Raw genomic sequence first — 25,037 nt, 5'->3', positions numbered from 1 at the left:
ATAAGCGATATAAAAACTCGGGGTAGGCTTGCAGCGAGACTCTTGCCGCAGGTATAAATCAGACCGATCAAGACTTAGCCATCATTAAAAAAAATACGCCCTGAGCAGGCATATTTTTAATCCAAATATAATTCCATAAAATCAATAATTACAATAGTATATTCTTATAATTTTTATATTTTACCAATTATATTCTATTAATAATATTTATATTCAAATTTAATTTTATATTCTTTAAAATATTCAAAATTTAATTAACATATCAATATAGAATTATACTTATTCTGATAATTCAGTAATTACCTATAAACAGTGCGGTATTCACAATACAGATTAAAAAGTCTACCTATAACTTATCCTATTGCCATTCCCATATCGTTGGCGCATCTTTAGGTATCCTAAATCAATTGCTATGAATTACGCTGTAAGGGTATTACTGACGATCATTGTCAGTATGAGTGCTTCATATGCCCAGTCTACGCTAACCAGTACCCAGGCTTACGAGTATTTACAGAATGAACGAGGCCGCGCCCGAATGGTCCAGAAAGGTTTCGACAAGCCGCCTATCGACAGTTTGAAAAAGGCAGAACAGATATTACTGGATGCCCTTGTCTATTATCATCGCCCTGATGTGCAGGAATTAGCAAAAAAAGACGAATCGCTGTTTTATTGGAAAAGTAATGTCTCAATTAACTTGGCTCTCATCCAGGTGAAATTGGGCAACAACGTAGCCGCTGCCCAAACACTGATTTATCCGCTGACGGGAAAGGCAGCTTCCGCTTATGCGACGGTTATTAATGATACTCCAGAATTTGCCGCCGTCCGAAAAAACCCAACGCTCATACCGCTATTAGCGAAAGCACAAGCGGCCGACCGTATATTCAACTCCACAGCCCTTAAAACACCTTATAAATCCGATATTAGCGAAGATGAAAAAGTGGCCGGACTCTCGAAATTATGGTCGGAAGCGAAATACAATTTTGCCTATTTTGACCATATTCCGGACGTAGACTGGGATAAACTCTACCTCGATTATCTCCCAAAAATTCGGGCCACCCGCTCTACAGTAGAGTACATGCGTGTACTCCAGGCGTTTTGTGCACAGCTCCACGATGGCCATACCGACGTTTGGGCCAGCGATGCGACACTCGCCGATTCAACATCCCGGCAACCGCCTATTGTACCCGTATTAATTGATGGCAAAGTGTTGATTCAGGAGGTTAGATCGGATAGTTTAGAAAAAACGGGCATTCGACCAATGCTCGAACTCGTTAGTATCGACGGTTTGCCCATCATCGAATACGCCAACCGATTTATACGGCCTTATCAAAGCGGATCGACTCTGCAAAACATCGACGTAGCGACTTATACTTACCAACTGTTGCGGGGTCCGAAAGATAAACCCGTTGCGATTACTTTTCGAGAACCATCGGGAAAAACATTTAGTCGAGTACTACCTCGAACGGGTTATTCAAAATTAAAACCATCCCCTGCCTTTAACTTCAGAATTTTGCCGGGCAATGTAGCTTACGTGCAACTCAACAATTTCGAAAACGATCAGGCACTCAAGGGGTTCAAAGCCGCTTTTGATTCGATTGCGACAACAAACGCCCTAATTCTCGACGTACGGCTGAATGACGGAGGAGACAGTGATTACGGTTGGGATATACTAGGTTACCTAACCGACAAGCCCATGAAAACGGATTCTTATTCATCAAGAATCTATAGTCCATTACGCCGGGCACAGGGCGAAAACGTTGTGTTTGAGCCTATAAGAGAAAACAGTTGGCCACCAAATGGAAAGAGTCTATACACAAACCCGGTAATCGTGCTGATAAGTGCTCAAACATTTTCAGCAGCCGAAGATTTTGCGGTTGCATTCGATGCTATGAAACGCGGAACAATCATTGGCGAACCAACACGTGGCAGTACGGGCCAGCCGTTAGCTTTCTCGCTTCCCGGTGGCGTGATGGCACGCGTTTGCACCAAACGCGACATGTATCCCGACGGTACCGAATGGAACGCCAAAGGCATCCAACCCGCCATTCTGGTTAAACCCACAGCCGCAGACTGGCAGGCCGGTAGAGATACAGTACTAGAAGCGGCCCTGAATCATCTGGGGGTGAAGAAACCGGTGGCTGCACCTAAAAAGAAGAAATAATTACCTCACCCCCAACCCCTCTCCTGTTTTAGGAGAGGGGAGTAACTTCTATTTTTTTAGCCCCTCACCTTGAACTAAGGTGAGGGGCTATTACTTATGAACCACTGTCCACCACCGAACAACTGTTGTCCGTTGACGGACACTTCCCATAAATACAAAAAAACATATATACCTGACTTTCAGCTATTTATCTCACTGGCACACCGCTTGCTACCCTACTGTTACATCTGTATCCGTTGCTAAAAGCAGAAGAAATTCAACCGCATGCAACCTTCGTATCCAGACTAGCATCTTTGCTTTATAAACAAGACAAATCCAATGAAACGCAATCAGTTCTTCCTAACTCTACTAGGCGTAGCCACTTTCTCGCTGACAGCCCTTGCCAATAATCCTAAAGACGACCGGGATACACCCTACCAAGTCAAAACTTTCTCAGGCAATATTAACGCCGTTCGTGCCGAAACATCAGGCGGTAGCCTAACCATTGAAGGCGGTACCGATATGAACGCCAAAGTGGAAATGTACGTCCGTGGCAACAACGGAAACGGCAACCTCGACAAAGCCGAAATCGAAGATCGGTTGAAGGATTACGATATTACGATTGCTCAGGAAGGCGGCACCATCGTCGCCACGGCCAAACGCCACAATAATCTTAACAACTGGAAAAACAGCTTAAGTATCAGCTTCAAATTCTACACTCCTCGCAAGGTTACTACTGACCTGCGCACATCGGGTGGCAGCATTCATCTGGCCTCTCTGAGCGGCAACCAGAAATTCCGCACGAGTGGTGGTAGCCTGCACATGAACGATGTAGATGGCGATATCAATGGACAAACTTCAGGCGGCTCTATTCACTTCGATGATTGTCAGGCTGGTAGCTCAGGACGGCTGGATCTACAAACCTCTGGTGGATCGATTGAAGGTAAATCCTCAACAGGCAACATGCGTCTGCATACCTCGGGCGGCAGTATCCGTCTTTCGGATTTGAAAGGCGATATCGATGCACAAACCAGTGGTGGCAGCATCAACGGCGAAAGCCTTGAGGGCGATATTAAAGCAGGCACTTCGGGTGGGTCAGTACGGATTGCCAATATTATTGGTAGTATCGACGCCAGCACCAGTGCAGGTGGTGTTGACGTGAGTATCTCGAAACTGACCGGCCCTGTTCGGTTATCGACCAGCGCCGGAAGCGTTCGGGTAAAAATGCCCCTCGACAAAGGAATCACGCTGAATTTGAGCGGCAATAGCATCAAGATCCCGCTGAACAATTTCAACGGCGATACGGAAAAAGACCGCGTTCGAGGAACCCTGAACGGCGGTGGTATTCCTGTAACCCTGACCGCCAGCAGCGGCAGCGTTTACGTGAACCAATAAGAGATGTAGGATGTAGGATATATGGTGTATGACCGACAATACATCATATATCCTACATTTTATTATGGCCACTCCCTTTTTTGACCGACGGCTCTTTCTCAATAGTATCCTGACCTTACTTGGCAGCGCCCTTATTTTGTATTGCATACGAGTCGCTATTGCTGCCCATCTCCCCTATCTGGTCGCTACTATTCTAGCCACAACCCTCGGTTTTCTGGAACCCCGCAAAGGTTGGTTTCTAGCGTTGATTCAGGCCGGCTCGATCTGGATCGTTTACATGTTCTTCCTTAAACACCCCACCAATTCCTTCCACATTGAACTCGAAAACTTCGGTCTCTACGGTTCAATGATTTTGTCATTTATAGGCAGCTTCGTTGGCGGGCGATTAAAACGAACGCTGGATCGTGGCAAATCAGGTCGAAGTAAGTCTTAGGGGTATGAATACACTTACAAGTATGGCCTTCCTTTCTTTTCATAGCCCTGATTAGTGTCAGCACCGTAATTAGTGTGATTAGAGCCTATCAGTTGTCGGCCAGATAATAAGGCGGTACTTTCAAAAACACGGCATCATGCATCGATGAGTCTCGCATAAAAATACGCTCGTAATAACTCAGCATACGTTGCTCATTCGCACTAAGATCAGATACGAATAAATAAGGCAGATTTTCGGCAAGTTTGAGTTCTTTCAACGCAGTGGCAACGTTGCCGAAGGTAGCCAACGAAGTAGGTTTTATAACAACAGCCACCTCATTGCCCTCAGCCGATTTCCCAACCGTTGCCAACAGTTTGCGGATGCCTTCTGGCCTGAAATCCGTTTGCTGCAATTCAACCATATCGTCTCCATGCCAGTGCTGCATAAACCCAATGCGGTTGTTATTCAACAGGAACAGGGTGACGATCTTCTTCGGATAGGTGGGTGATTCATATTTCTGGCAACCAGCGGGTACCGTAACACCCATAATCACAGGGCGTCGAATCGCTTTCGTAAACACAAAAAAGACAATAATCAATAAGGCTACCCCCACGAAGGGAGCAAAATCAAGGCGTACAGGTGAGTAAGTTCGGCGTGTTGTCATGGCAGTAAATGGTTTTTGCAGATTGATGGCAGGAACAGCTTATTTCCACAAACGCACTTCGGTTTTTGTATCTTTATGGCCTGTTTGATGCCTACTCTGCTATGTTCCTGATAACCCCTAAAATCCCTTTTGCAACCTTACTTCCCTCCTTTGAGGGTGATTTGTATTTCGATGAATCGCCTGAACATACCGCCCAGCGAATTCTGTATGCTACCGATGCCTCCGTGTATCAGGAAATGCCAGTGGCGGTAGCACTGCCCAAGTCCGTTGCCGACATCAAGCAACTCCTTCGCTTTGCCCAACAGCACAATATCGGACTGATTCCCCGTGCGGCTGGCACCTCACTGGCCGGGCAGGTCGTAGGCAGTGGTATTGTCGTTGATATATCTAAGTATTTCGGAAAAATCCAGGAAGTCAACGCCGACGAAAAATGGGTTCGTGTGCAGCCGGGTGTCATTCGTGATGATCTGAATGCCTTCCTGAAACCCCATGGTTTGCTATTCGGTCCCGAAACCTCTACGGCCAGTCGGGCGATGATTGGCGGCATGATTGGCAACAACTCCTGTGGTTTGCACTCCATCATCTGGGGCACTACTCGCGACCATCTGCTTGAAGTTCGGGTGGTATTGAGCGATGGTGCCGAAGTAACGTTCGGCTCGCTCAATCAGGAACAATTCGATGCAAAATGTAAAGGCGAAAACGTAGTAAGTCCACTAGAGCAGCGTCTATACGTTCAATTCCGCGACTGGCTATCAAAACCCGACGTTCGCCAGCACATACGAGAAGGCTACCCTAAACCAACCGTTACCCGGCGAAATACGGGTTATGCATTGGATGCGATGGTGGAGTTTTTCAGCGAGCAGGGCGCAAGGAGCGAGGAGCAAGGAGTTGGAAGCAATGCCACCCTGCCCCATGCACCGCGCCCCATGCTCTTCAACTTCGCCCAACTCATTGCTGGTTCAGAAGGCACACTTTGTTTTATCACCGAAGCCAAGCTCAACTTACTTCCGCTACCACCGAAAGAAACGGCGCTGGTTTGCGCGCATTTCGCTACGATTCGACAATCGCTTGAAGCGAATCTGGTGGCCTTGGCGCATAATTGTTCGGCATCGGAACTGGTGGATGATTACATTCTGCAACTGACGAAAACCAATATCGAGCAACTCAAAAATAGGGAGTTCGTAGAAGGTGATCCAAAAGCGATTCTGATGGTTGAGTTTTTCGACGATACGAAAGAAGGCGTAGGGCAGAGGGCAGAGGGCTTTGTAGCTGCTTTGAAAGAAAAGGGTTTAGGTTACACCTATCCCATTCTGTTCGACGAAGACACCAAAAAGCCGTGGGCGCTCCGAAAAGCGGGATTGAGTATCATGTACAATATTCCTGGCGATGAGAAACCGGCCAACGTCATTGAAGATACCGCTGTGGACGTTCACGATCTGCCCGACTACATCGATGAACTGGACAAAATGGCCTGGGAGAACCACGGCCTGAAACTGGAATATTCGGCTCATGCCGGTGCAGGCGAAATTCACGTATTGCCGCTCATTAACCTTAAGTCATCAAAAGGTCGGGCCAATTTCCGGGCGTTATTGCTGGATACGGCAGCACTCGTCAAAAAATACGGCGGTTCGCTCTCCGGAGAGCATGGCGATGGGCGACTACGGGGCGAGTGCATCGCCTTTATGCTCGGTCCCGAAAATTTCCAGTTGTGTAAGGATGTCAAAGACCTTTGGGACCCGCACAACACCTTCAATCCTGGCAAGGTGGTCAATACGCCACCGATGAACGAGTCGCTGCGGTCGGAGGCAGACGTAGTTATACCGCAACCAAAGACCATTTTCGACTTCTCGAAGGATGGAGGAATGCTCGAATTAGCCGAAAAATGCTCCGGCTCCGGCGACTGTCGCAAAACCGAAATTTCGGGTGGAACGATGTGTCCTAGCTACATGGCGACCCGACGCGAGCACGACACCACACGCGCCCGAGCCAATATTCTACGGCATTTCTACAGCAATCAATCTACGCCAACGGAACAGGACTTTGAAGCCGTTAAAGACGTTCTGGATTTATGTCTGTCGTGCAAAGCCTGCAAAGCCGAGTGTCCATCGAGCGTAGATATGGCACGTATGAAGGCCGAATTCACGCAGCAGAAATACAACGAAAGTGGCATTCCGGTGCGGGCGCGTCTGATCGGCAATTTCACCAGATTGATGAAAATGGCCAGTCTCGTCCCCTGGGCCTACAATGGATTCTATGAAACCGCGTCCCTACGTCAAATCGCAAACCGTATTGTTGGTTTTCACCCCGACCGTACGATGCCGGAAATGGCTAAAACAACCTTGCGAAAATGGTGGTGGGAGCAAAAAAAGGAAGAAAACGAACGAATCGGGCGCGAGAACCGGAATAACTATACTCCTTCACTCCTCGCAGATTCGCCAGAACTAAAGTCGGGCACTGTTCTACTTTTTGCCGATGAATTCACGAATTATAACGACGTAGAAGTAGGGCAAAAAGCGATTCAGCTACTGGAGCGATTAGGGTATACCGTCGCACTTCCCGATCATGCTGAAAGCGGGCGAACCTATTTGTCAAAAGGTCTGGTAGATGAAGCGAAGCAACTAGCAATACGCAATGTTACAATCTTCAAAGACCTCATCACCGACGAAACACCGTTGATTGGTCTGGAACCATCGGCCATTCTGACTTTCCGGGATGAATACCCCGACCTTGTACCAGCAGCGTTAAAAGCGGACGCTCAGCGTATTGCCAAAAACGTCTTTCTATTTGAAGAGTGGCTCGCCCGCGAAGCCGACGCAAGCCGTATTGACCGCAATGTATTCACGACTAAAGCTGAGTTGGTGAAGGTTCATGGCCACTGCCACCAAAAGGCGTTGTCCTCAATGATTCCGGTCAAGAAGGTATTATCGTTACCCAAAAACTATAATGTTCAGTTAATTCCATCAGGTTGTTGTGGCATGGCGGGTTCGTTTGGCTTTGAAGAAGAACATTACGAGTTGTCGATGCAGATTGGCGAGTTAGTCTTGTTCCCAGCCGTTCGTAAGGCCGAAGATGCCATTATTTCAGCCGCAGGCACCAGTTGCCGCCACCAGATCAAAGACGGAACCGGTCGTAAAGCCCAACATCCCGCCGAGATTTTATTCGATGCCCTGAAGTAATTTCTTTTCTGACAGGATTTACGGGATGAACAGGATTTCTTTGAGGCCATCAGTAAAGAATCCTGTTCATCCCGTAAATCCTGTCAGAAAAACCTTTTGCGTTCCCAGTAGTTCTTTATAAACCTCAAACATTCACAGTTATCATGGAAAATTCAAATTCATCAGCCCTTAGCGACGGAGCACAACAAGCCAATCTGGTTTCCAACGAAAATGCAGAAGCGATGTTCGGTGCCGACCAGGCCGAAACAAATATGGTTAAACTCGTGGATGGTAAATTAACACCCATTGGCGATACCGACGACGACGTAGTAGATGGCCAACTTGCCAATCGGTATAGTTCTGATGAGGAGCGAACATTGCAGGGAGATGTATCTCGAGGAAAAACCTACGAAAACTCGGAAGCTTCGCTGCACGCAGGCGGTGGAGTGGATGAAGATAATTTGCCAAATGATCCAATTGCCGAAGCCGATATTACGGGCAATCCTGATGCTGGAGCGACAGCCAATACAGGCTTGCCCTCCGAAGACTAACTAACTCAACTTATGAAAACCACATCAACAAATTCATTCGATGGCTGGAATGTCATTGGAGGAGGTATGCCCATGGGCGATATGATCCCCGAAACGCCGGGTACCATTCCCGAAACGCCCCCAACGCCTACAACACCGCCAGTTCCGGGGCCAACGCAACCGGGGGTTCCGGAAACACCGCCTAGTCCACCAGTTCCAGGTCCCGAAATTCCTGATTTGCCCAGTACGCCAAAACCGACAATACCTGACATTCGAGACAATAAGTCGACGGTTTTAACTACGTTTACAACGGCGGCTCCCGGTGTTGTGCCGAGCAATGGCCCCAAGCCAGAAAAAAAGGTAGGCGAAACAAAGTACGAGGGCTTGCCGGAGGCAGCAAAAGCCGTTCCTGGAAGCGAAGAAGGTATGGAAGACAATCCTGATACCGGCGACTCGGCCCGTCCCTACGACGTAAATGCGAAAGACTCCGCCGAAAATCAGCCAGGTGAGCGGCCAGAAGAAGCTAAGGAAACGCAAAAATTTCCCCGCGAAATGGCCGACGAAAGTAGTATAGCCGCCCAGGATATGATTTCAGGAACGGATCGTTCCGACCAGAAATCAACCGAAGACCTCGACCGGAAATACAACGACCCAGAAGCCTCCCGCGAAATGGCGAGTTAAGTAACGCGGCTGGAAAGCCGCGCTTAAGTATGTTTTAGAATCATATCAAAGCGCGGCTTTCCAGCCGCGTTACTTTTTTATACCTTTAACTGAAAATTCTAAACTCGATGAAAAAATTACTTTTACTAGAGTTGGTGTATTGCCTGTTTGCATTCATCGCTCCTCCAAAATGGACATCCTTGTTCGATGGGAAGACTATAAAAGGCTGGCATAGCTGGCATAAAGATGGTGTTGTTGGCTGGTACGTTGAAGACGGCGCCCTAACTCCCGATGGCACTGGTGGCGATCTGGTAACTGATAAAGAATACGAGAATTTCGAACTGGAGTTTGAGTTCAAAATTCCCAAAGGCAGCAATAGTGGCGTTGTCTACAAAGTAATTGACAGCCCAGAGAATAAATCAACATACACATCAGGCCCTGAATATCAAGTAATTGACGACAAAGGTTATCTGGATGGTGATGGAAAGCCATATAAACTAAAAGACACCCAAATGACGGGCGCTAATTATGACATGATTCCACCATCGGACTTTACAGTTGTAAAAGCGCCCGGCGAGTGGAATAAGGGTCGAATCCTGGTAAAGAACAATCACGTTGAGCATTACCTGAACGGCAAAAAAGTGGTCGAGTACGAATATGGTTCTGAAAATTGGAAAGCACTGGTGGCTAAGAGCAAATTTGCCAACTGGTCCTATGCAACTCCCCACGCGAAAGGAAAAATTGCCCTACAAAACCACAATCCCAAAGAGCGTGTCTGGTATAAGAACATCCAGATTCGGGAGTTGTAACTCATCTGAATTCAATAAAAAAGCCGCCATGACTCTATTCATGGCGGCTTTTTTATTACGAAGCTGTTCCAGATTCCCCTTTTGTAGAAAAGTTAGGCTGTTTTTCTGACGTCGGGATGACAGAAAAACAATTCAGCTTTAACGAACATTGGAAACTTTAGATAGAGGCTGTTTAAACTTTTGTTTTAATAGCGTTTTGTCATCCCGACCGGTCCGCCGGTCGGGATGACAGAAATACACCGATTAGTACTTGATTTTAGAAAGTTTAAACAGCTTCATAGCTTTCACATCGTACTCCAAGACTTCACTCCGTTTTTCCAGTTATTTAATCTCTGCCATAAGGCATCGATAAGATTCAGACAATAGGGTAACAAGACGGGCGTCTTCTCTTTTGTTGTCATGATCACTATCGTACAGCAAGCGCATCGCCATCCGACGAATACGGCGATTCTATCTGGTGGGCAAACCTATACGTACGCCCAATTATTGGCTTATTCAGAGCAATTCGGGCAACAATTATTGACTGGCCGGACTGATCTGGCCGAAGCTCGCGTCGCGTTTATGGTAGAACCGGGATTCGACTATGTGATGGTGCAATGGGGAATCTGGCGGGCGGGTGGCATTGCCGTTCCGCTTTGCACAACCTACCCACCCGCTTCGCTGCAATACGTCATCGACGACACGGCTGCCGATATAATTGTGGCCTCAAACCGGTATGCGTCCATTCTTCAACCCATCGCCGAAATCCGAACGATTCGGTTTATTGAACTGGGGTTGTCTGATGATCATTCCTCCAGCGTTTTGCCCGATGTTGATCCAGCACGAGGGGCCATGATCCTGTATACCAGCGGAACAACGAATCTGCCGAAGGGGGTTGTCAGTACGCATGCCAACCTCGACGCGCAGATGTCGACGCTCATTACGGCCTGGGAATGGCAATCGACCGATCATATTCTTTGCGTCCTGCCGTTGCACCACGTTCATGGCATTGTCAACGTAATTGGCTGTGCGCTCTGGGCGGGAGCCTGTTGCGAATTTCTTCCCGAATTTTCGGCGTCAGCTGTGTTTGCCGCTTTCCAACGGGGCGCAATCAACCTGTTCATGGCGGTACCGACCATTTATTTCAAGCTGATCGCCCATTGGGAATCCCTGCCCGAAACTGAGCAACAGATACTTACCGATACCATGCGTACTTTCCGACTAATGGTTTCTGGTTCGGCGGCTTTACCCGTGACGGTTATGGAAAAATGGGAGCGGGTTAGTGGACATACCTTACTCGAACGCTACGGCATGACGGAAATCGGTATGGCAATCAGCAATCCATACCGGGGTAAACGAGTTCCGGGCCACATTGGGCAACCACTGCCAGGCGTTGGCGTTCGGTTGGTTGATGAGCAGGATGAGGCTGTCGATGAGGGGCAACCGGGTGAAATTCAGGTGAAAGCAGCCACGGTGTTTCGGGAGTACTGGCAACGTCCGCAGGCTACACAGGATGCGTTTACAGACGATGGCTGGTTCCGTACGGGCGATGTGGCTGTACTGGATGAAGGGAGCTATAAAATTCTGGGTCGCAGTTCAATCGATATCATCAAGTCGGGGGGCTACAAGCTGTCGGCGCTTGAAATTGAAGAAGTCCTCCGAACGCATCCGGCCATCGGCGATTGCGGGGTAATTGGGTTGGCCGATGAAGAGTGGGGCGAAATCGTGGGCGCAGTTCTGATAGCAAGCGAACCAATCGATCTGGCCGAACTCAACCAATGGATGCGCACCCAGATGGCCGCCTATAAAGTGCCCCGCCATTACCGTATTGTGACCGAACTCCCCCGAAACGCGATGGGTAAGGTGACGAAAAATGACCTAAAAAAACTCTTTTAGCCACCGATCAATTTATGGACTTCCTAACCGCTTTCCCCTACTGGTTCATCATCGTCATCATGATCCTAAACGCCATCGCCGTACAATTCATGAACATCGAGGTTCGGGATGAAGAGAAAAAGGAGTAAGGGGAAGAGAGGGAAGAAGGGGAAAGGGCTTGACATTCCTCTATCTCCTCTCTTCTCTTTACATTTCCTCTTCCCCTTACTCCCTTTCCTCCCCCTAATTCCTTTCCTCCCTCCTTATGTCCTACTTCTCCGAACATGCTACTGTGCTGCTTTGCATGGTTGTGTATCTAATCCTGCTGATTACGTTTGGCTGGTATCTGCAACGACAGGCCAGTAAAACCGTCGGTGAATATTACGTGGCTAACCGACGGATACCCGGCTGGGTGGTTTCGCTGGCCTTCTTTTCTACGTTTGTCAGTACGAATACCTACATCGGGCAAGCGGGCGAATCGTTCCGGTATGGATTATCCTGGACATGGGTGGGCGTATTCTGGGCCGTTTTCTGCATCATTTCCTGGCAGATTTTAGGGCCCCGAATGCGTAATCAGAGCATCCGGCTTAAGTCGTTTACCGTACCCGATTATTTCCAGTTGCGTTACCAGAGCCAGCTTTCGCGGAGTATTCGGGTCTTATCGGCCGTGATTATTTTGTTTGCCACGGTCTGGTATATGACCGGCATTGCCAAAGGTTGCGCCCATCTGCTCCATACACTTTTAGACATTCCCTACGCCTACGGAGCCGCATTCATGCTCTTCTTCACCTGCTTTTACACCATTGCGGGCGGCATGTACGGCATCATGTGGACCGACGCGGTTCAGGGCATTCTGATGTTTATCGTTGCCATTGTAATGGTCTCTCTTCCCTTCGTATATGTGGGTGGATACGATGTCCTGATGGCCAAAATCGCAGTGGTCGACCATGTTTCTAAAAAGGGGACGCCCATTGGTAACGGGCTGGTTACGTTTGGTCAACTGACATCGTTTACCTATATCGTCGGCATTGGCCTGTCGATAGGAATGAAACAGATCTCCGAACCCAAACTACTGATTCGTTTCTATACGGTCAAAGACAAAAAGGGGATGAAATTCGCCATGACCTGGACGCCTATTTTCATGGGCGTTTCGCTGGTGTGCGTGATGGGGTTGGGTGCACTGGTACACGGGATGGTGACCACCGAAGAAGCCGCGCAACTTATCAACAACACCGACGAAGTGGTGGGCTTCATGCTTAAAAAATTCAACAATCCGCTCATCAGTGGCATCTGCCTGATGGGGCTTTTTGCCGCCGGTATGGCCGCGTTGGCGTCGGTAACGTTGGTGGTTGGCACTACACTTGTCAAGGACATCTGGAATGTCTGGAAACCCATGCCGACCGAACGGATCATTCCCCGAACGAAGGTTGTGATGCTGCTCTATTGCATCATCGTCTACTATTTCACAATTTTTCCACCCGCCGATGTTGTCGAACTGTCGGCCTTTGCGGGCTCGGTTTACGTAGCGAGTTTCTTCCCAACCATCTTTGGCGGATTGTATTTTCGCTGGGGAACCGATCTGGGTGCGATAGCCTCTATGATAGCCGGCATCGTCGTCAATATCATCTGGCGATTCGGTGTCCGAACCCGGTATGAAAGCCTCGGTGATATTCATGAGGTTTTCCCGGCGTTTATCGCTTCGTTTATCGCTTATGTGTTGGTGAGTAAGCTTACCGCCCAACGCAAACCTAGCCCCGAGCATCTAACTACGGTATTTGGCAGTGAGCCTTCATTTGACTATGCAAAGGGGTCATGAATATCGGCTTTCCGAAAATCTTCATTGGGTTTTATTAATTAATCGAGCAACTATCCCGTAGGGATCAAACAGCGTAGCGTCGGTAGATCAAGCCGTATCCTCAGCCCGTGTCCATAGTATGTTATGGACACGGGCTATTTTTTCGTACAAAATAGCCCGTTCGTACCCGAATCCGGTATATCAAAAGATGCTACTAAACTCATAATCACCGTTTTCCTGTATGAAAAATAAATCCCTTTCCTTTGCCATGCTCATGGTGGGCTTGTCGCTAGGAACAGCCTGGGCTATTCGTGGGCAATTTGGCCATGAATACGGTGCCGCCTGGGCTGGTGCCATTGGTTCGCTGAGTGTTTTGCTCGTTGCCAAACGCACCGATTGGTACGCCAAGGTGTTTGCTGTCACCCTGGCTGGCGCTATTGGCTGGGGACTGGGTGGGCTGGCAAGCTATGGCATTGTGGTAGGGTATGGTCGAGACACCGAATTTATTAATGTGTTCTACGGACTAACGATGCTGTTTGTCATCGGAGGATTGTATGGTTTTCTGGGCGGGGGGTTATTTGGCTTAGCCCTAACCGACTCGACGAACCAACCCGTGAAGTGGTCTACTGTAATCGTTGAAATGGTTGTCGGTGCAGTGGTGTTTTACTTTTTCATCATTGAAGAATTCGACTGGCGCATGACCCCACCCCGTTCCGAAACGTGGGCAGCCTGCTTCGGAGGGGCTGTAGCGCTGACCTGGTATTTAGTACGTCATCGATCCTATTCAGCTTTACGCGTAGCTGTATTTGCCGGTTTAGGCGGTGGCTTTGGTTTTGCTTTCGGTAATTTTCTCCAGGTTCTGGGTCATCTGACCGAAATCAAATTCAATTTCTGGAACGTTATGGAATATTCGCTGGGCTTTTTCGGTGGCCTGGGCATGGCCTACGGAACCCTTACCTCCGAATGGGAACCGAACGAACCGACACAGCCAAAAATACAGGTCTGGTTTCCTTTACTGATGGTGATGCTGGTGATCCCTTACATCGTTTGGCAGCAATCGTTTGATTTGGAACGCCTTCAGGAAATTTTCAGCAAAATCGACGTCGCTCCGGAAAGTCCCGTTCTTTGGGGTGTTCAATTGGTGTCAATTGGTATGGTGCTCTCCATGACGGTCTGGTGTTGGTTCCATTTTTATCAGAACAGATCCAATCCGGTCTCTTACTCACAAAATGATGTTTTTGCCCTTTTTCTTGGCCATTGGGGCCTGTACATCATGTTCAGTTTATTGATTACGGGTGCCTTTATGAGTGGCTATCGAATTGAGCAATACTTATACATCGCCAACTGGATAGTAGTCGCCTTTCTGATCGGCCAAACCCAATCTATCTTTACACCGAAGCCCCTCGCACCTAAAAAATGGGCGATCAATTTTGGTGGACTACTGGCGTTTTTCGCGTTGCTTACGTTTCTCCTTATCCATTCGCACGGAGAACTAAAAGGAGCGCAAAAGCGATTCGGCGTGCCCCCGCCGACTGAAAACGCCCAGTAGTGCAGTAATCACGCAGAATTAATTTTAATGATGCCATTTTGTGTGATCCTGACGGCTGCGGCCGACCGTCCCATCGGGATCACACAAAATGATCAAAGGTTTGATTAAATCAACTCTAGTGATTAATTACAGTAATCACTAATCACTTTATAGGCTGGATTATAGCCTAGTTCACCAGCTTTAGAAAGGTCCAGGCAACCGCCGTTCTCATCGCCAAGGCTGTGCTTGATAATGCCCCGAATGTAGTACACTTCAGCATAGCGTGGGTTTAGCTTGATCGCACTATTGCAATCCATAACAGCTCCCCGTTGATCGCCCTGTGCCGACCTGATCAGCCCACGACTAAAATAGGCTTCGGCATAGGTTGGGCTAAGCTCAATGGCTTTGTTTAGATCGATAATAGCCGATTTCTGATCGCCCTGTTTGTTTTTACTAACAGCCCGACTGAAATAGGCCTCAGCACGTTCGCTACCCAACTCATTGATTTTGTTGCGCTCCTGTACCACATCGCGTAGCTTGTCGAGCGTAACACGACTGATCTTGCCACTGTAAACGATTTTCGAATCGGTATTAGCATTGTTTATATCAATAGCCTGATTGAAATCCTGAACGGCGCTTTTCTGATCGCCTAGTTTGCTACGGCAGAAACCTCGTCCATAGTAAGCCCGGTAGTTGTCGCCTTTGAGGGCTATTGCTTTATCATAATCGGGCAGGGCACCTTTATAATCTTCCAGTTTACTTTTGGCATAACCCCGATAAAAGAACGATTCACCATCTTCGGGGCTCAGTTCAATGGCTTTGTTTAGATCGATTACGGCTCCCGCAAAATCGTTCAGTTCAACTTTCGACATACCTCGTCCGGCATACGCTTGTGAACGTTTTGGGGTAAGCTCAATTACTTTCGTGAAGTCGGGCAGGCTACCAGAAAAGTCTTCTAATTTCTGTTTCGTAACACCCCGGACATAGTAGGTTTGAGCATTGCCTGGGTCTAGTTCGAGGGCCTTGGTAAAATCGGTCAGAGCACCTCGGTACTGATCAATACGGCTCCGACTCACTCCCCGGTTATAATAAGCTTGTGCGTCGTCGGGGTTTAGTTCAATAGAGCGACTGAAATCCAGTAATGCACCTCGATGATCATCTTGTTTGCTTTTGCTGACGCCCCGGCTTAAGTAGGCCAACGCGTCTTTGCTATTGAGTTCAATAGCGCGATCGTAATCCAGAATGGCTCCCCGATGGTCTTTCAAATTAGCTTTGGCTAGCCCTCTGTTGTAATAGCTCGCCGAATTATCGGGATTCATGGTGATGGCCATACTAAAGGCCTGTAAGGCTCCTGTAAAATCGTTGGCTTTGCTTTTAGCGATGCCATTTTCGAAGAAATCAACGGCGGTTTGTTGGGCGGAAACAGAAATAGTCAGCCTAGTGCATAGCAGTAGCGTGACCAGCGGCAATATAAGTCGCTTCATAATAGGTAGTTCAGAAGTTTGGGTGAGTCGTATTAAGGGGGCTAAAATTAGGCTTTTGTTGCCGCTTAGCCAAGTTGACAATATGATAAAATGATGAAGCTGGTATAGGTCTTAGAACAGGCTTCTATGAATAGTGGACATCTCCCTAGTGCTTTGGCAAAATAGATTCTAGATGTTTCTCCCGATTCTATTATGCTGATAATCAGAAACGATAGAGACAAAAGAATCTATAGAATCTAAATTGGAACAGCACTAGTAAAACCTGCCAAATGAGTCATCTAGAAATAAAAAGCAGACAATTTGTCGTAATTAATTACCATATTATTGATTTTTATGTCAAAATGGCATTAATATAACGCTTAAATCGTATTGGTACAGCATTTGACTAAGGATGTATGTGTTTGATTATAAACAACCCAATAAACCAAATAAGCAAATGGCAACCTTAGTTCGATATAACAACTTCCCTACTTTCTTTAACCCATTTTATAGCCGTCCGGTAATTAATCGTTACCAAAACACGACGCCAAACGTACCCGCCGTAAACGTAAAGGAAACTGAAACGGCGTTTATTCTTGACCTGGCTGCGCCTGGTTTGAAGAAAGAGGATTTGAAAATTAACGTTGAAAATAACAAACTGACGATTGGGTATCAGTCGGAAGTAAAAAACGAAGAAACGACGGATAAATTCACCCGTCAAGAATTTGGCTTTACCTCGTTTGAACGCAGTTTCAAGCTGCCTAAAACTGTAAATGCTGATGGTATCAAAGCCGCTTATACCGATGGTATCCTGACGGTAGAGTTACCTAAAATAGAAGTGAAGGAAGAGAAGTTGGTGAAGGAAATTACCGTTGCCTAATCGGGCTCCCGGTAACAATCAGAAAGCTCATGCCGATTGGTGTGAGCTTTTTTGTGTTATAGCGTGGAGCAGGGTGCATGGAGCGTGGTTTGCTAGTCCCTGCTCCAGGCACCTTGCCCCCTGCTAGTTTATCATCTTCATAAACGCTTCGAGTTTCTGAGCGTCCAATTTGCCATTTGTTCGGACACCGCTGCAAATGTCGAGGCCAAAAGGCTGTACGCTGTCAATAGCTTCGCGCACATTACCGGGCATTAGGCCACCGGCCAGAAATACGGGAACCCTCGACTGTTCAACAATTTTTCGACTTACCTGCCAGTTATGCACCCGGCCCGTGCCGCCTAACTCTTTTACGGCCAGATTTGGATTGCCCGAATCCAACAGCAACGCATCGACGCCAAGCTGAACGGCCTCTAGCGCTTCGTCAAGATTTCGTTCGTCAATGACGTGGATCACCTGAACAACCTTTATAGTAGGCAAGGCCTTATGCAATTGAGCATACGTATCGGGTGGCACGGCATCGACAAGTTGAATTGTATTGGCACCAACTCGTTGTTGGTGAGCAATAATAGCAGCAAGGTTAGTCTCGCTGGTCAACATGAAAGTTGCTACAGGCGGAGGAGTAATTTGAACAATTTGAGCGGCTATATCATCGGCAACCACGCCAGGGCCACTAGGCATTCGGCCCACTAAACCAAGGGCATCGGCTCCGAGTTGAACGGCCTGTTGCGCTTCATCGACACTGCTGATGCAACAAATTTTTACCCTTGTTCGGAACGGAGATTCCATTGTTTTCGGTTGCTTATCTAACTAATAAAGCCGTAAATCTACGGTTTGTGTGACTATGGTTCAACAGCCTCCCAACGACTCATTTGCCTCCCTCCGAATTCCTGAATTTCGCTATTTCGTTATGAACAGCTTTCTGATTACAGTTACACTGTTGATTCAGGAAGTTACGCTTGGTTATGAGCTGTATAAACTCACGCACGACCCGCTCATGCTGGGTTTAGTGGGATTAGCCGAGGCAATCCCTTTTATTGCCCTATCATTATTTGGTGGACACCTGGCCGATCGACGCGATAAGAAAAGCATTTTACAATGGAGCCTGTTGGTCATTCTGCTTGGCTCGGTCATTCTATATTTAGTGTTCCAACCGTCTATCGTAGCTGGTTTATCACAAACAGCCCGATTAGCCACTATTTATGGAGTTCTCATGCTGATTGGCACCGCCAAGGGCTTTTACTCGCCAGCCAGCTCATCCTTAAAACCGTTTCTGGTCCCCCGCGAACTTTATGCAAACTCGGCTACCTGGAGTAGTTCGTTTTGGCAGGCCGGGGCCATTGTTGGGCCGGGTTTAGCCGGTTTTCTGTACAGCTGGGTTGGTTTCGATAATTCGCTGATTGTGGTCATTGCGTTATTGGTGATTTGTTACGTACTCATTACGCTCATTAAACGCAAGCCTGTACCTGTTAGTAATGAACCAGTTATGGGCCTTCGGGAAAGCCTGACCGAAGGCTTTCGATTTGTTTTCAAAACCCAGATTGTCCTCTATGCCATTTCGCTCGATCTGTTTTCGGTACTGTTTGGAGGTGTGGTAGCCATTCTGCCCGTTTTTGCCGAAGATATTTTAAAAGTAGGGGCTGAAGGCCTGGGATTCCTGCGGGCTGCTCCTTCTGTAGGCGCCCTGCTTACGATGGCCTACATGACCAAACATCCGCCAACGCACAATGCCTGGCGAAATATGTTGCTGGCCGTAGCTGGTTTTGGCATCGCCACCATTGTGTTTGCGTGGTCCACCAACTTCTACCTATCGCTCCTGATGTTAGGCTTAACGGGCGCGTTCGACAGTGTGAGTGTCATTATCCGGCAAACAATTTTACAGATTTTCCCACCCGATCATATGCGTGGGCGCGTAGCAGCTGTGAATGGAATCTTTGTTAGTTCATCCAACGAGATCGGGGCTTTTGAATCAGGGTTGCTGGCCCGGCTGCTCGGTGCAGTACCGTCGGTTGCTTTGGGGGGAGTTGTTACATTATTTGTCGTCGCGTACGTATACGCCAAGTCAAAAGAATTGTTTGCGGTGCGGTTGAGCTAGGCGTATTGTCAAATATGGTCAAGACTTGTCAGTCAGTAGTACACTTTATGACTATACCTGGCAATTCTTGACCATACTTGACAACTCTTGACAATGGAAGGGTTTCGTTAAGCTAGAGCGACTGGCGCGTTCAGATCGCTCAGGAAGGCATTCACATCAATCTGTTCGTTGAGCAGAACGCGAGCGTTAAAAACTTCCCAGAACAACTCGTCTGAAAGTTGATAATCACGTTGCAGCCGGATCATATCTCGGATGCTTTCCTTGAGTTGCCCGACCGGTGTCTGCACCTGCGAAGCGAGGGACTGGTAATTTTCCATAACCTGATTTTTTTAGCGTGCAGGATTTAAAACACCCTCGTTTTTAGATTGTTTCTACGTTAGAATCGAAAATTAATAGCCGATTAGAAAAGTTATATTGCCTATTCTATATATGCACTGTAGAATAAGAGTAGACCCGGCATGTTACAACTATTTTTTTTAATTAACTGATAATCAAAAGCATGAATCAGTATACGTTAACAAGTCTTGTGTTAATTACGGGAAGTTTCTTCCTCGCACTGACGCCTTCAGCAGCTCGTCCGAAACCGATAAAACTGGTGAAAGCCTGGCAAACGGATACAACACTTCGTACCCCGGAGTCGGTCCTGTACGATGGTAAACACACGCTGTATGTAGCTAATATCGACGGTAAACCCGATGCCCTCGATGGAAGCGGTTTTATCTCGAAAGTATTGCTGGATGGTACAATTGAAAACCTACGCTGGACATCTGGCCTGAATGCACCTAAGGGAATGGGCCTCTACAAAAAGAAGCTTTACGTGACAGATGTGTATCGGCTGGTTTGTATTAATACGGAAAATGGCCAGGCCGAAAAAACCTGGGATGCCGTTGGGAAAGATGGGTATTTAAATGACGTGACGGTAGCGAAAGATGGCACCGTATATGTTTCGGATAATAGAAATGATAAAGTATACCGATTGAAGGACGGCAAATGGGAGGTTTTTCTGGATGGGGAGCAACTCAATAAACCCAATGGTTTACTGGCTGTTGACAAGGATAAGCTCCTGATTGGAAGCACCAAAATAGGCGCTTTGCAGTCTGTTGACCTGGCGACAAAAGTAATCACGAAAATAGCCGATGGCATGACCAATACAGATGGCATCGTGCCAGCAGGAAAGGGGAATTACTTTGTGTCAGACTGGAACGGCCAGTTATTCCATGTGAATGCCGATGGCACAAAAGAACAATTGTTAGATACGCGGTCCGAAAAAATCAACGCAGCAGATATTGATTACATTGCCAAGAAAAAGCTACTAATTGTTCCAACGTTTTATAAAAATAGCCTGGTTGCTTACAAAGTCGAGTAGTGTTTTGTGAGCATAGATCGCTACCATGTCTCCCCTTACACGCCAACAGCATATCATCTTTCTGATCACCGCGATTCCGATTGCGGCACTGGTGGCATCGCATGTGGTGTTTAGTCAGGTATTTCCCGGCCAGTCTGGTTACCAATTTCCGTGGGGGTATTTTCTGACGGTGGCTACGGTTATGTTCTCCTGCTGGGAGGTCAATCTGTTCATTTTCCGCTGGCTGGATAATCGGCTCCCCTTCTGGGAAAACCCCGTTCGGCGGCTGCTGGCACAGATACTGCTAGGCGGATTGGCAACCCTCCTGACTTTCGCCATCATTTTCCCATTGGCCCAGCGGGTTTACATGCAGCATTGGCCGCCTGTATTTATCATTCTTCGAGGTGTTGTCGTTTGTATTACGTTGGCAACACTGGTCAATGGAGGCTATTCGGGACTGTATATTTTGCAGGCTTTTTTTGCCGAACGGGAAAAGTTCAATGAACCTCTTTCGGCCAATTCCTCATCAGAATCAACGGCGGGCATTCCACTAACGTCATTGCCTTCGATTATTTCGATTGAAGTCAGCACGGGCCAATTGCGACTACCAGCTAATGAGATTGCTTATTTTTATTCAACGGGTGGCCTGGTGCTGCTCGTTAAAGCCGATGGTCAGCAACTAACAACCCGCTATTCTTCGTTTACCCAACTAATAGATCGTTTGGATACTCGTTATTTCTTCCAGCTCAGTCGACAGTTTGTGGTTGGCTTAAACGCGGTTCGGGCCGTTCAGGACGATGTCAATCGCAAACTCATAGTTACGCTTGTGCCCTCCCTGCATAAGCAACAACCCAATCAGGAGGTCATCGTGAGTCGCTACCGAAGCCTCGAACTCAAGAAATGGTTACAGACGGCAACCGTACACTGACCATTCATACTTCTTTTGCGTACCATTCGTCAACGTAGCGACCAATTCAGCGTACAGACGTCAATAAGGCTGGTTTCCTTTGTGACAACAGGCAAGGTCGCCTGCTGAAACCACATACCTTATGAAACCCAATCTCTCGCATTTATACGAAGCCACGCCCATCTGGCTAGTGCTCTTTTTTGCGGCAACTACACTCTTCGCCTTGGTCATGCTCTATCTGGCCATCCGCCAAGCTTCTACCCGAAGTGCGACACGATTCCTTATTGTGAGTATCAGTTGGCTGGCGATTCTGGCAACGCTGGCCTATAGTAACTTCTTCCAGCAACTCGACGCCCAACCTCCTCATTTTATTCTGGTTCTTGGACCACCTTTATTGTTGATAATCGGCTTGTTGGTTACCGCACAAGGGCGACTTTGGATTAGCCAGTTACCCTTGTCGAGGTTAACCTTTCTGCACACCGTGCGCGTACCGGTCGAGTTAACTCTGTATGCTTTATTCATGTATCAGCAGGTGCCTCAACTCATGACTTTTGAAGGTGGCAACTATGATATTCTGGCCGGTTTAACAGCGCCCCTCATTGGCTACTACGCCTTTGTTCAAAAAAAGGTATCGCCCCGATGGTTATTGTTCTGGAATGTACTGGCTTTAGGATCAGTATTGAATATTGTTGGGCACGCCCTCCTAGCCACACCTTTTCCCTTCGAGCAACTCGCCTTCGACCAGCCCAATGTCGCCATCCTGAAATTTCCTTATGTCTGGTTACCCGGCTTTGTTGTTCCAGTCGTGCTATTTTCTCACGCGGTGACGACTCTTCGATTGGTGAGAGGGGATTAAACCATTATTTACTCGTATAAATCAGGATAGATTCCGCCTGAACCACCACAGATTCATTTCCAGCGAGCGTCATTGGTGCCGGTACAGAACCTAGCCATTGCGGATCGGCGGAGTCCAACAGCTTTTGCCACTGTCGCTCAGCAGTGGGTAGCGTAAAGGACCGGGTTTCCTTCGAGAAATTCATCAGACAGACCACTGTTTCCGATTCTACCAACTGCCCTTTTTGCAACTGCTTATGCTGACGAAACAACGTGAGCGTTTGCTGCACCTCATCGGCTACCACAGCCACCGATTCACGGTCGGGGTGACGTAACGATGACTGCTTTCGCAAGGCGAGCAGGGTTTGGTAGTAGCGAAAGAGGGTTTGGTGAGGTTCTTTTGCCAGTGATGACCATTGCAATTTCGACCGCTCAAATGTTCGTTCATCCTGCGCGTCCAGTAAGTCTATACTGGAAACCACTTCACCCGGCACGGGCGTACTGGACGAGGGAATAGGTGTCTGAAAAGCGGCAAATTCCCGCTTGCGCCCCTGACGAACCGCTTCAATCAGAGCCGGATCAGAATGGCTGACAAAGTATAAAAACGGATTCGATTCGCCCCACTCTTCGCCCATAAACAGCATCGGCAAGTATGGGCTACTGATAACGGCTCCTGCCATCAGTTTCTGCATGGAAAAGCTCACGAGCTGGCTAGGTCGCTCGCCCAACATTCGGTTGCCAATATGATCGTGATTCTGAGAGAAAACCACGAATTGTCGTCCAGCATGTCCTGCCGTTGATTTCCCGACAATCCGGGCACGGCGGGGCATGTAAGTACCATCATATACATAGGCATCTTTGTACGATTTTGCCAGGTGCATAATTCCATTGTAGTCAGCATAATAGCCTTTTCGTTCGCCCCCGGCCGCTACCCGTAAGGCGTGATGAAACTCATCGTTCCACTGAGCATCCATACCATAGCCCTGATCGGCCAGTGATTGAATAAAGCGCGTATCGTTCTGATCTGACTCAACAATCAGGTAATGTTGTCGCCCGGTCTGGCTCATCAACTCATCGACGTACAGTTTGATCTCGCGTAACAGATGGGTTTCCCGAGCGTCGTGAATTGCATGGGCCGCATCAATCCGTAAGGCATCAATATGAAAATCCCGAAACCACATTAACACATTTTCGACGAAATACCGACGCACGCTATCGCTATAGTCACCATCAAAGTTGAGCGCGTTTCCCCAGGGCGTCTGATACCGAGTCGTGAAGTATGGGCCAAAATCACCAAAGTAATTTCCTTCGGGCCCCATGTGGTTATAGACCACATCAAGCACAACGGCCAGCCCCTTCCGGTGGCAGCTGTCCACTAATTGCTGAAGTCCGGCAGCGCCCCCATACGAATACTGCACGGCATAAGGACAAACGCCATCGTAGCCCCAGTTGCGCGTACCCGGAAACTGCGCCACGGGCATGATTTCAATCGTATTGATACCCAGTTCACGCAAATAATCCAATCGGCTTTCGATACCCGCAAAGGTGCCTTCGGGCGTGAATGTTCCCGTATGAAGCTCGTAAATCAGGTAATCTTCCAGTGGCAGATTACGCCAATTGGCATCCGTCCATGCAAACGCCGTGACATCAAGGGCCTGTGATGGACCATGCACGCCATCAGGCTGTGCCAGTGATGCCGGGTCGGGTCGTTCGAGGGTTCCGTTCAGGACAAATTTATAGGTATCGCCGGGCTGGAGTTGATTGGCGTTCGCTTGCCAGTAATTACCATCGTTTTGAAGCGGCATCGTTAGCTCTCGATTGTAAACGCGAAGCTCAACCGATTGCGCCTGAGGAGCCCAGACACGCACGCACGTACTAGTAGCGTTAAACGTAACGCCCAGTGTCCGGTGCTTAATTAGTGATTGGTTCATACATTGAGATTGGTGACAGACAAGCAGTTAGATAGACAACTAATGTTTAACCGATGTGTTGGCAAAATCGAGTTTACAACCGCATACAAAGCCACTTCTGCCGGTTTCCGATGGGTTTCCTCCACTTATCAACCTCGCAAAATCAGTGGTCATGGTCGTATTAATTTTATTGGACAATAACCATCAAACAACAAAACACGGCATGGAGAGGGGAGAGAATTTCAACAAACTGGGCTTATCGAAGCCCGCTAAAGGCGGGATCAGGCGATTCCTGGAACAACGTTTTGACTGGATTGCCTTACTGGCCATCACCTTACTCATCCTGTTGATTCTGGTTGTTTTCTAGCGTTTTCATAAACTCATCGCATGGATCAGGACACATTTTTTCAGGCCATTGTTTTTGGAGGAATCTACGGTATTAGTTTCCTCATCGTGTACCTATTCGCCCGGAAAACAGCGCCCACCACGGCGATCCAATTCACGGTGGGTAGCTGGATTGGCCTGATGAGCTTCGTGCTAATGGGACTCGGGCCCACTTCCTGCCTGTTCTTTTTGATCCTTTTCTTTGCGTCGTTCTTCATCTTGACCCGTCCTAAAATAGGTTGACAGATTATTGATCGCTTTTACCTTCGACAACGCCCGG

The 25,037-nt window shown here is 47.9% G+C and carries 21 protein-coding genes; 16 read left to right on the top strand and 5 right to left on the bottom strand.

Going from position 1 to position 25,037, the window contains the following annotated elements:
• Positions 1 to 412 precede the first annotated feature (412 nt).
• The 3 genes from ACYVGR_RS24685 to ACYVGR_RS24675 all read left to right on the top strand — a co-directional run bounded on the left by ACYVGR_RS24685 (position 413) and on the right by ACYVGR_RS24675 (position 3,968).
• Entirely contained in the window at positions 413 to 2,161 is a 1,749-nt protein-coding gene (locus ACYVGR_RS24685) for a S41 family peptidase (RefSeq protein WP_460961778.1), read from the top strand.
• A gap of 318 nt (positions 2,162 to 2,479) precedes the next feature.
• Complete coding sequence (locus ACYVGR_RS24680) at positions 2,480 to 3,535, top strand: DUF4097 family beta strand repeat-containing protein (protein ID WP_460961776.1); 1,056 nt, start codon at positions 2,480 to 2,482, stop codon at positions 3,533 to 3,535.
• 64 nt (positions 3,536 to 3,599) lie between these two features.
• Entirely contained in the window at positions 3,600 to 3,968 is a 369-nt protein-coding gene (locus ACYVGR_RS24675) for a hypothetical protein (RefSeq protein ID WP_460961774.1), read from the top strand.
• Between the two features lie 88 nt (positions 3,969 to 4,056).
• Here ACYVGR_RS24675 and ACYVGR_RS24670 read toward each other — a convergent pair whose 3' ends face one another.
• Positions 4,057 to 4,611 carry a biopolymer transporter ExbD gene (locus ACYVGR_RS24670; RefSeq protein WP_460961772.1) on the bottom strand — a complete coding sequence of 185 codons (555 nt, stop codon included), beginning with the start codon at positions 4,609 to 4,611 and terminating at the stop codon, positions 4,057 to 4,059.
• 101 nt (positions 4,612 to 4,712) lie between these two features.
• On the opposite strand from ACYVGR_RS24670, the gene ACYVGR_RS24665 reads away from it, so the two are divergent.
• The 7 genes from ACYVGR_RS24665 to ACYVGR_RS24635 all read left to right on the top strand — a co-directional run bounded on the left by ACYVGR_RS24665 (position 4,713) and on the right by ACYVGR_RS24635 (position 14,963).
• Positions 4,713 to 7,787, top strand: coding sequence for an FAD-binding and (Fe-S)-binding domain-containing protein (locus ACYVGR_RS24665; RefSeq protein ID WP_460961770.1), 3,075 nt, complete (start codon positions 4,713 to 4,715; stop codon positions 7,785 to 7,787).
• Between the two features lie 143 nt (positions 7,788 to 7,930).
• Entirely contained in the window at positions 7,931 to 8,317 is a 387-nt protein-coding gene (locus ACYVGR_RS24660) for a hypothetical protein (protein ID WP_460961768.1), read from the top strand.
• A gap of 12 nt (positions 8,318 to 8,329) precedes the next feature.
• On the top strand, positions 8,330 to 8,977 hold the full coding sequence (locus ACYVGR_RS24655) for a hypothetical protein (protein WP_460961766.1): 648 nt from the start codon (positions 8,330 to 8,332) through the stop codon (positions 8,975 to 8,977).
• A gap of 107 nt (positions 8,978 to 9,084) precedes the next feature.
• Positions 9,085 to 9,765 carry a 3-keto-disaccharide hydrolase gene (locus ACYVGR_RS24650; RefSeq protein WP_460961764.1) on the top strand — a complete coding sequence of 227 codons (681 nt, stop codon included), beginning with the start codon at positions 9,085 to 9,087 and terminating at the stop codon, positions 9,763 to 9,765.
• Between the two features lie 399 nt (positions 9,766 to 10,164).
• On the top strand, positions 10,165 to 11,640 hold the full coding sequence (locus ACYVGR_RS24645; RefSeq protein ID WP_460961762.1) for an acyl-CoA synthetase: 1,476 nt from the start codon (positions 10,165 to 10,167) through the stop codon (positions 11,638 to 11,640).
• Between the two features lie 244 nt (positions 11,641 to 11,884).
• Positions 11,885 to 13,435 (top strand): sodium:solute symporter family protein, encoded by a 1,551-nt coding sequence (locus tag ACYVGR_RS24640; protein WP_460961760.1) that lies wholly within the window; start codon positions 11,885 to 11,887, stop codon positions 13,433 to 13,435.
• A 220-nt stretch (positions 13,436 to 13,655) separates the two neighbouring features.
• Positions 13,656 to 14,963, top strand: coding sequence for a photosystem II biosynthesis protein (locus ACYVGR_RS24635; protein WP_460961758.1), 1,308 nt, complete (start codon positions 13,656 to 13,658; stop codon positions 14,961 to 14,963).
• Positions 14,964 to 15,085: 122 nt separating this feature from the next.
• Here ACYVGR_RS24635 and ACYVGR_RS24630 read toward each other — a convergent pair whose 3' ends face one another.
• On the bottom strand, positions 15,086 to 16,426 hold the full coding sequence (locus tag ACYVGR_RS24630) for a tetratricopeptide repeat protein (RefSeq protein WP_460961756.1): 1,341 nt from the start codon (positions 16,424 to 16,426) through the stop codon (positions 15,086 to 15,088).
• Between the two features lie 436 nt (positions 16,427 to 16,862).
• Here ACYVGR_RS24630 and ACYVGR_RS24625 point away from each other — a divergent pair, with 436 nt between their 5' ends.
• Complete coding sequence (locus ACYVGR_RS24625) at positions 16,863 to 17,285, top strand: Hsp20/alpha crystallin family protein (RefSeq protein ID WP_182458176.1); 423 nt, start codon at positions 16,863 to 16,865, stop codon at positions 17,283 to 17,285.
• A gap of 123 nt (positions 17,286 to 17,408) precedes the next feature.
• Here the strand turns inward: ACYVGR_RS24625 and ACYVGR_RS24620 are convergent, their stop codons facing one another.
• A complete protein-coding gene (locus ACYVGR_RS24620; RefSeq protein ID WP_460961753.1) occupies positions 17,409 to 18,071 on the bottom strand; it encodes a phosphoribosylanthranilate isomerase in 663 nt (220 codons plus the stop codon).
• 55 nt (positions 18,072 to 18,126) lie between these two features.
• Between ACYVGR_RS24620 and ACYVGR_RS24615 the strand changes: the two genes are divergently transcribed.
• Positions 18,127 to 19,377: an MFS transporter gene (locus ACYVGR_RS24615; protein WP_460961751.1), complete on the top strand. Its 1,251-nt coding sequence runs from the start codon at positions 18,127 to 18,129 to the stop codon at positions 19,375 to 19,377.
• Positions 19,378 to 19,484: 107 nt separating this feature from the next.
• On the opposite strand, the gene ACYVGR_RS24610 is transcribed toward ACYVGR_RS24615, so the two are convergent.
• Complete coding sequence (locus ACYVGR_RS24610) at positions 19,485 to 19,694, bottom strand: hypothetical protein (protein WP_460961749.1); 210 nt, start codon at positions 19,692 to 19,694, stop codon at positions 19,485 to 19,487.
• Positions 19,695 to 19,876: 182 nt separating this feature from the next.
• Here ACYVGR_RS24610 and ACYVGR_RS24605 point away from each other — a divergent pair, with 182 nt between their 5' ends.
• The 3 genes from ACYVGR_RS24605 (at position 19,877) to ACYVGR_RS24595 (ending at position 22,485) form a co-directional block, all read left to right on the top strand.
• Positions 19,877 to 20,743: an SMP-30/gluconolactonase/LRE family protein gene (locus tag ACYVGR_RS24605; RefSeq protein ID WP_460961747.1), complete on the top strand. Its 867-nt coding sequence runs from the start codon at positions 19,877 to 19,879 to the stop codon at positions 20,741 to 20,743.
• A 25-nt stretch (positions 20,744 to 20,768) separates the two neighbouring features.
• On the top strand, positions 20,769 to 21,650 hold the full coding sequence (locus ACYVGR_RS24600) for a LytTR family DNA-binding domain-containing protein (protein ID WP_460961745.1): 882 nt from the start codon (positions 20,769 to 20,771) through the stop codon (positions 21,648 to 21,650).
• Between the two features lie 121 nt (positions 21,651 to 21,771).
• Positions 21,772 to 22,485 (top strand): hypothetical protein, encoded by a 714-nt coding sequence (locus ACYVGR_RS24595; RefSeq protein WP_460961743.1) that lies wholly within the window; start codon positions 21,772 to 21,774, stop codon positions 22,483 to 22,485.
• Positions 22,486 to 22,489: 4 nt separating this feature from the next.
• Here the strand turns inward: ACYVGR_RS24595 and treZ are convergent, their stop codons facing one another.
• Positions 22,490 to 24,394: a malto-oligosyltrehalose trehalohydrolase gene (gene treZ, locus ACYVGR_RS24590; RefSeq protein WP_460961740.1), complete on the bottom strand. Its 1,905-nt coding sequence runs from the start codon at positions 24,392 to 24,394 to the stop codon at positions 22,490 to 22,492.
• 151 nt (positions 24,395 to 24,545) lie between these two features.
• On the opposite strand from treZ, the gene ACYVGR_RS24585 reads away from it, so the two are divergent.
• Entirely contained in the window at positions 24,546 to 24,740 is a 195-nt protein-coding gene (locus ACYVGR_RS24585) for a hypothetical protein (RefSeq protein ID WP_460961738.1), read from the top strand.
• The last annotated feature ends 297 nt before the right edge of the window (positions 24,741 to 25,037 follow it).

The organism is Spirosoma litoris (assembly GCF_054776755.1).
This window is presented reverse-complemented; position numbering and strand designations above follow the sequence as displayed.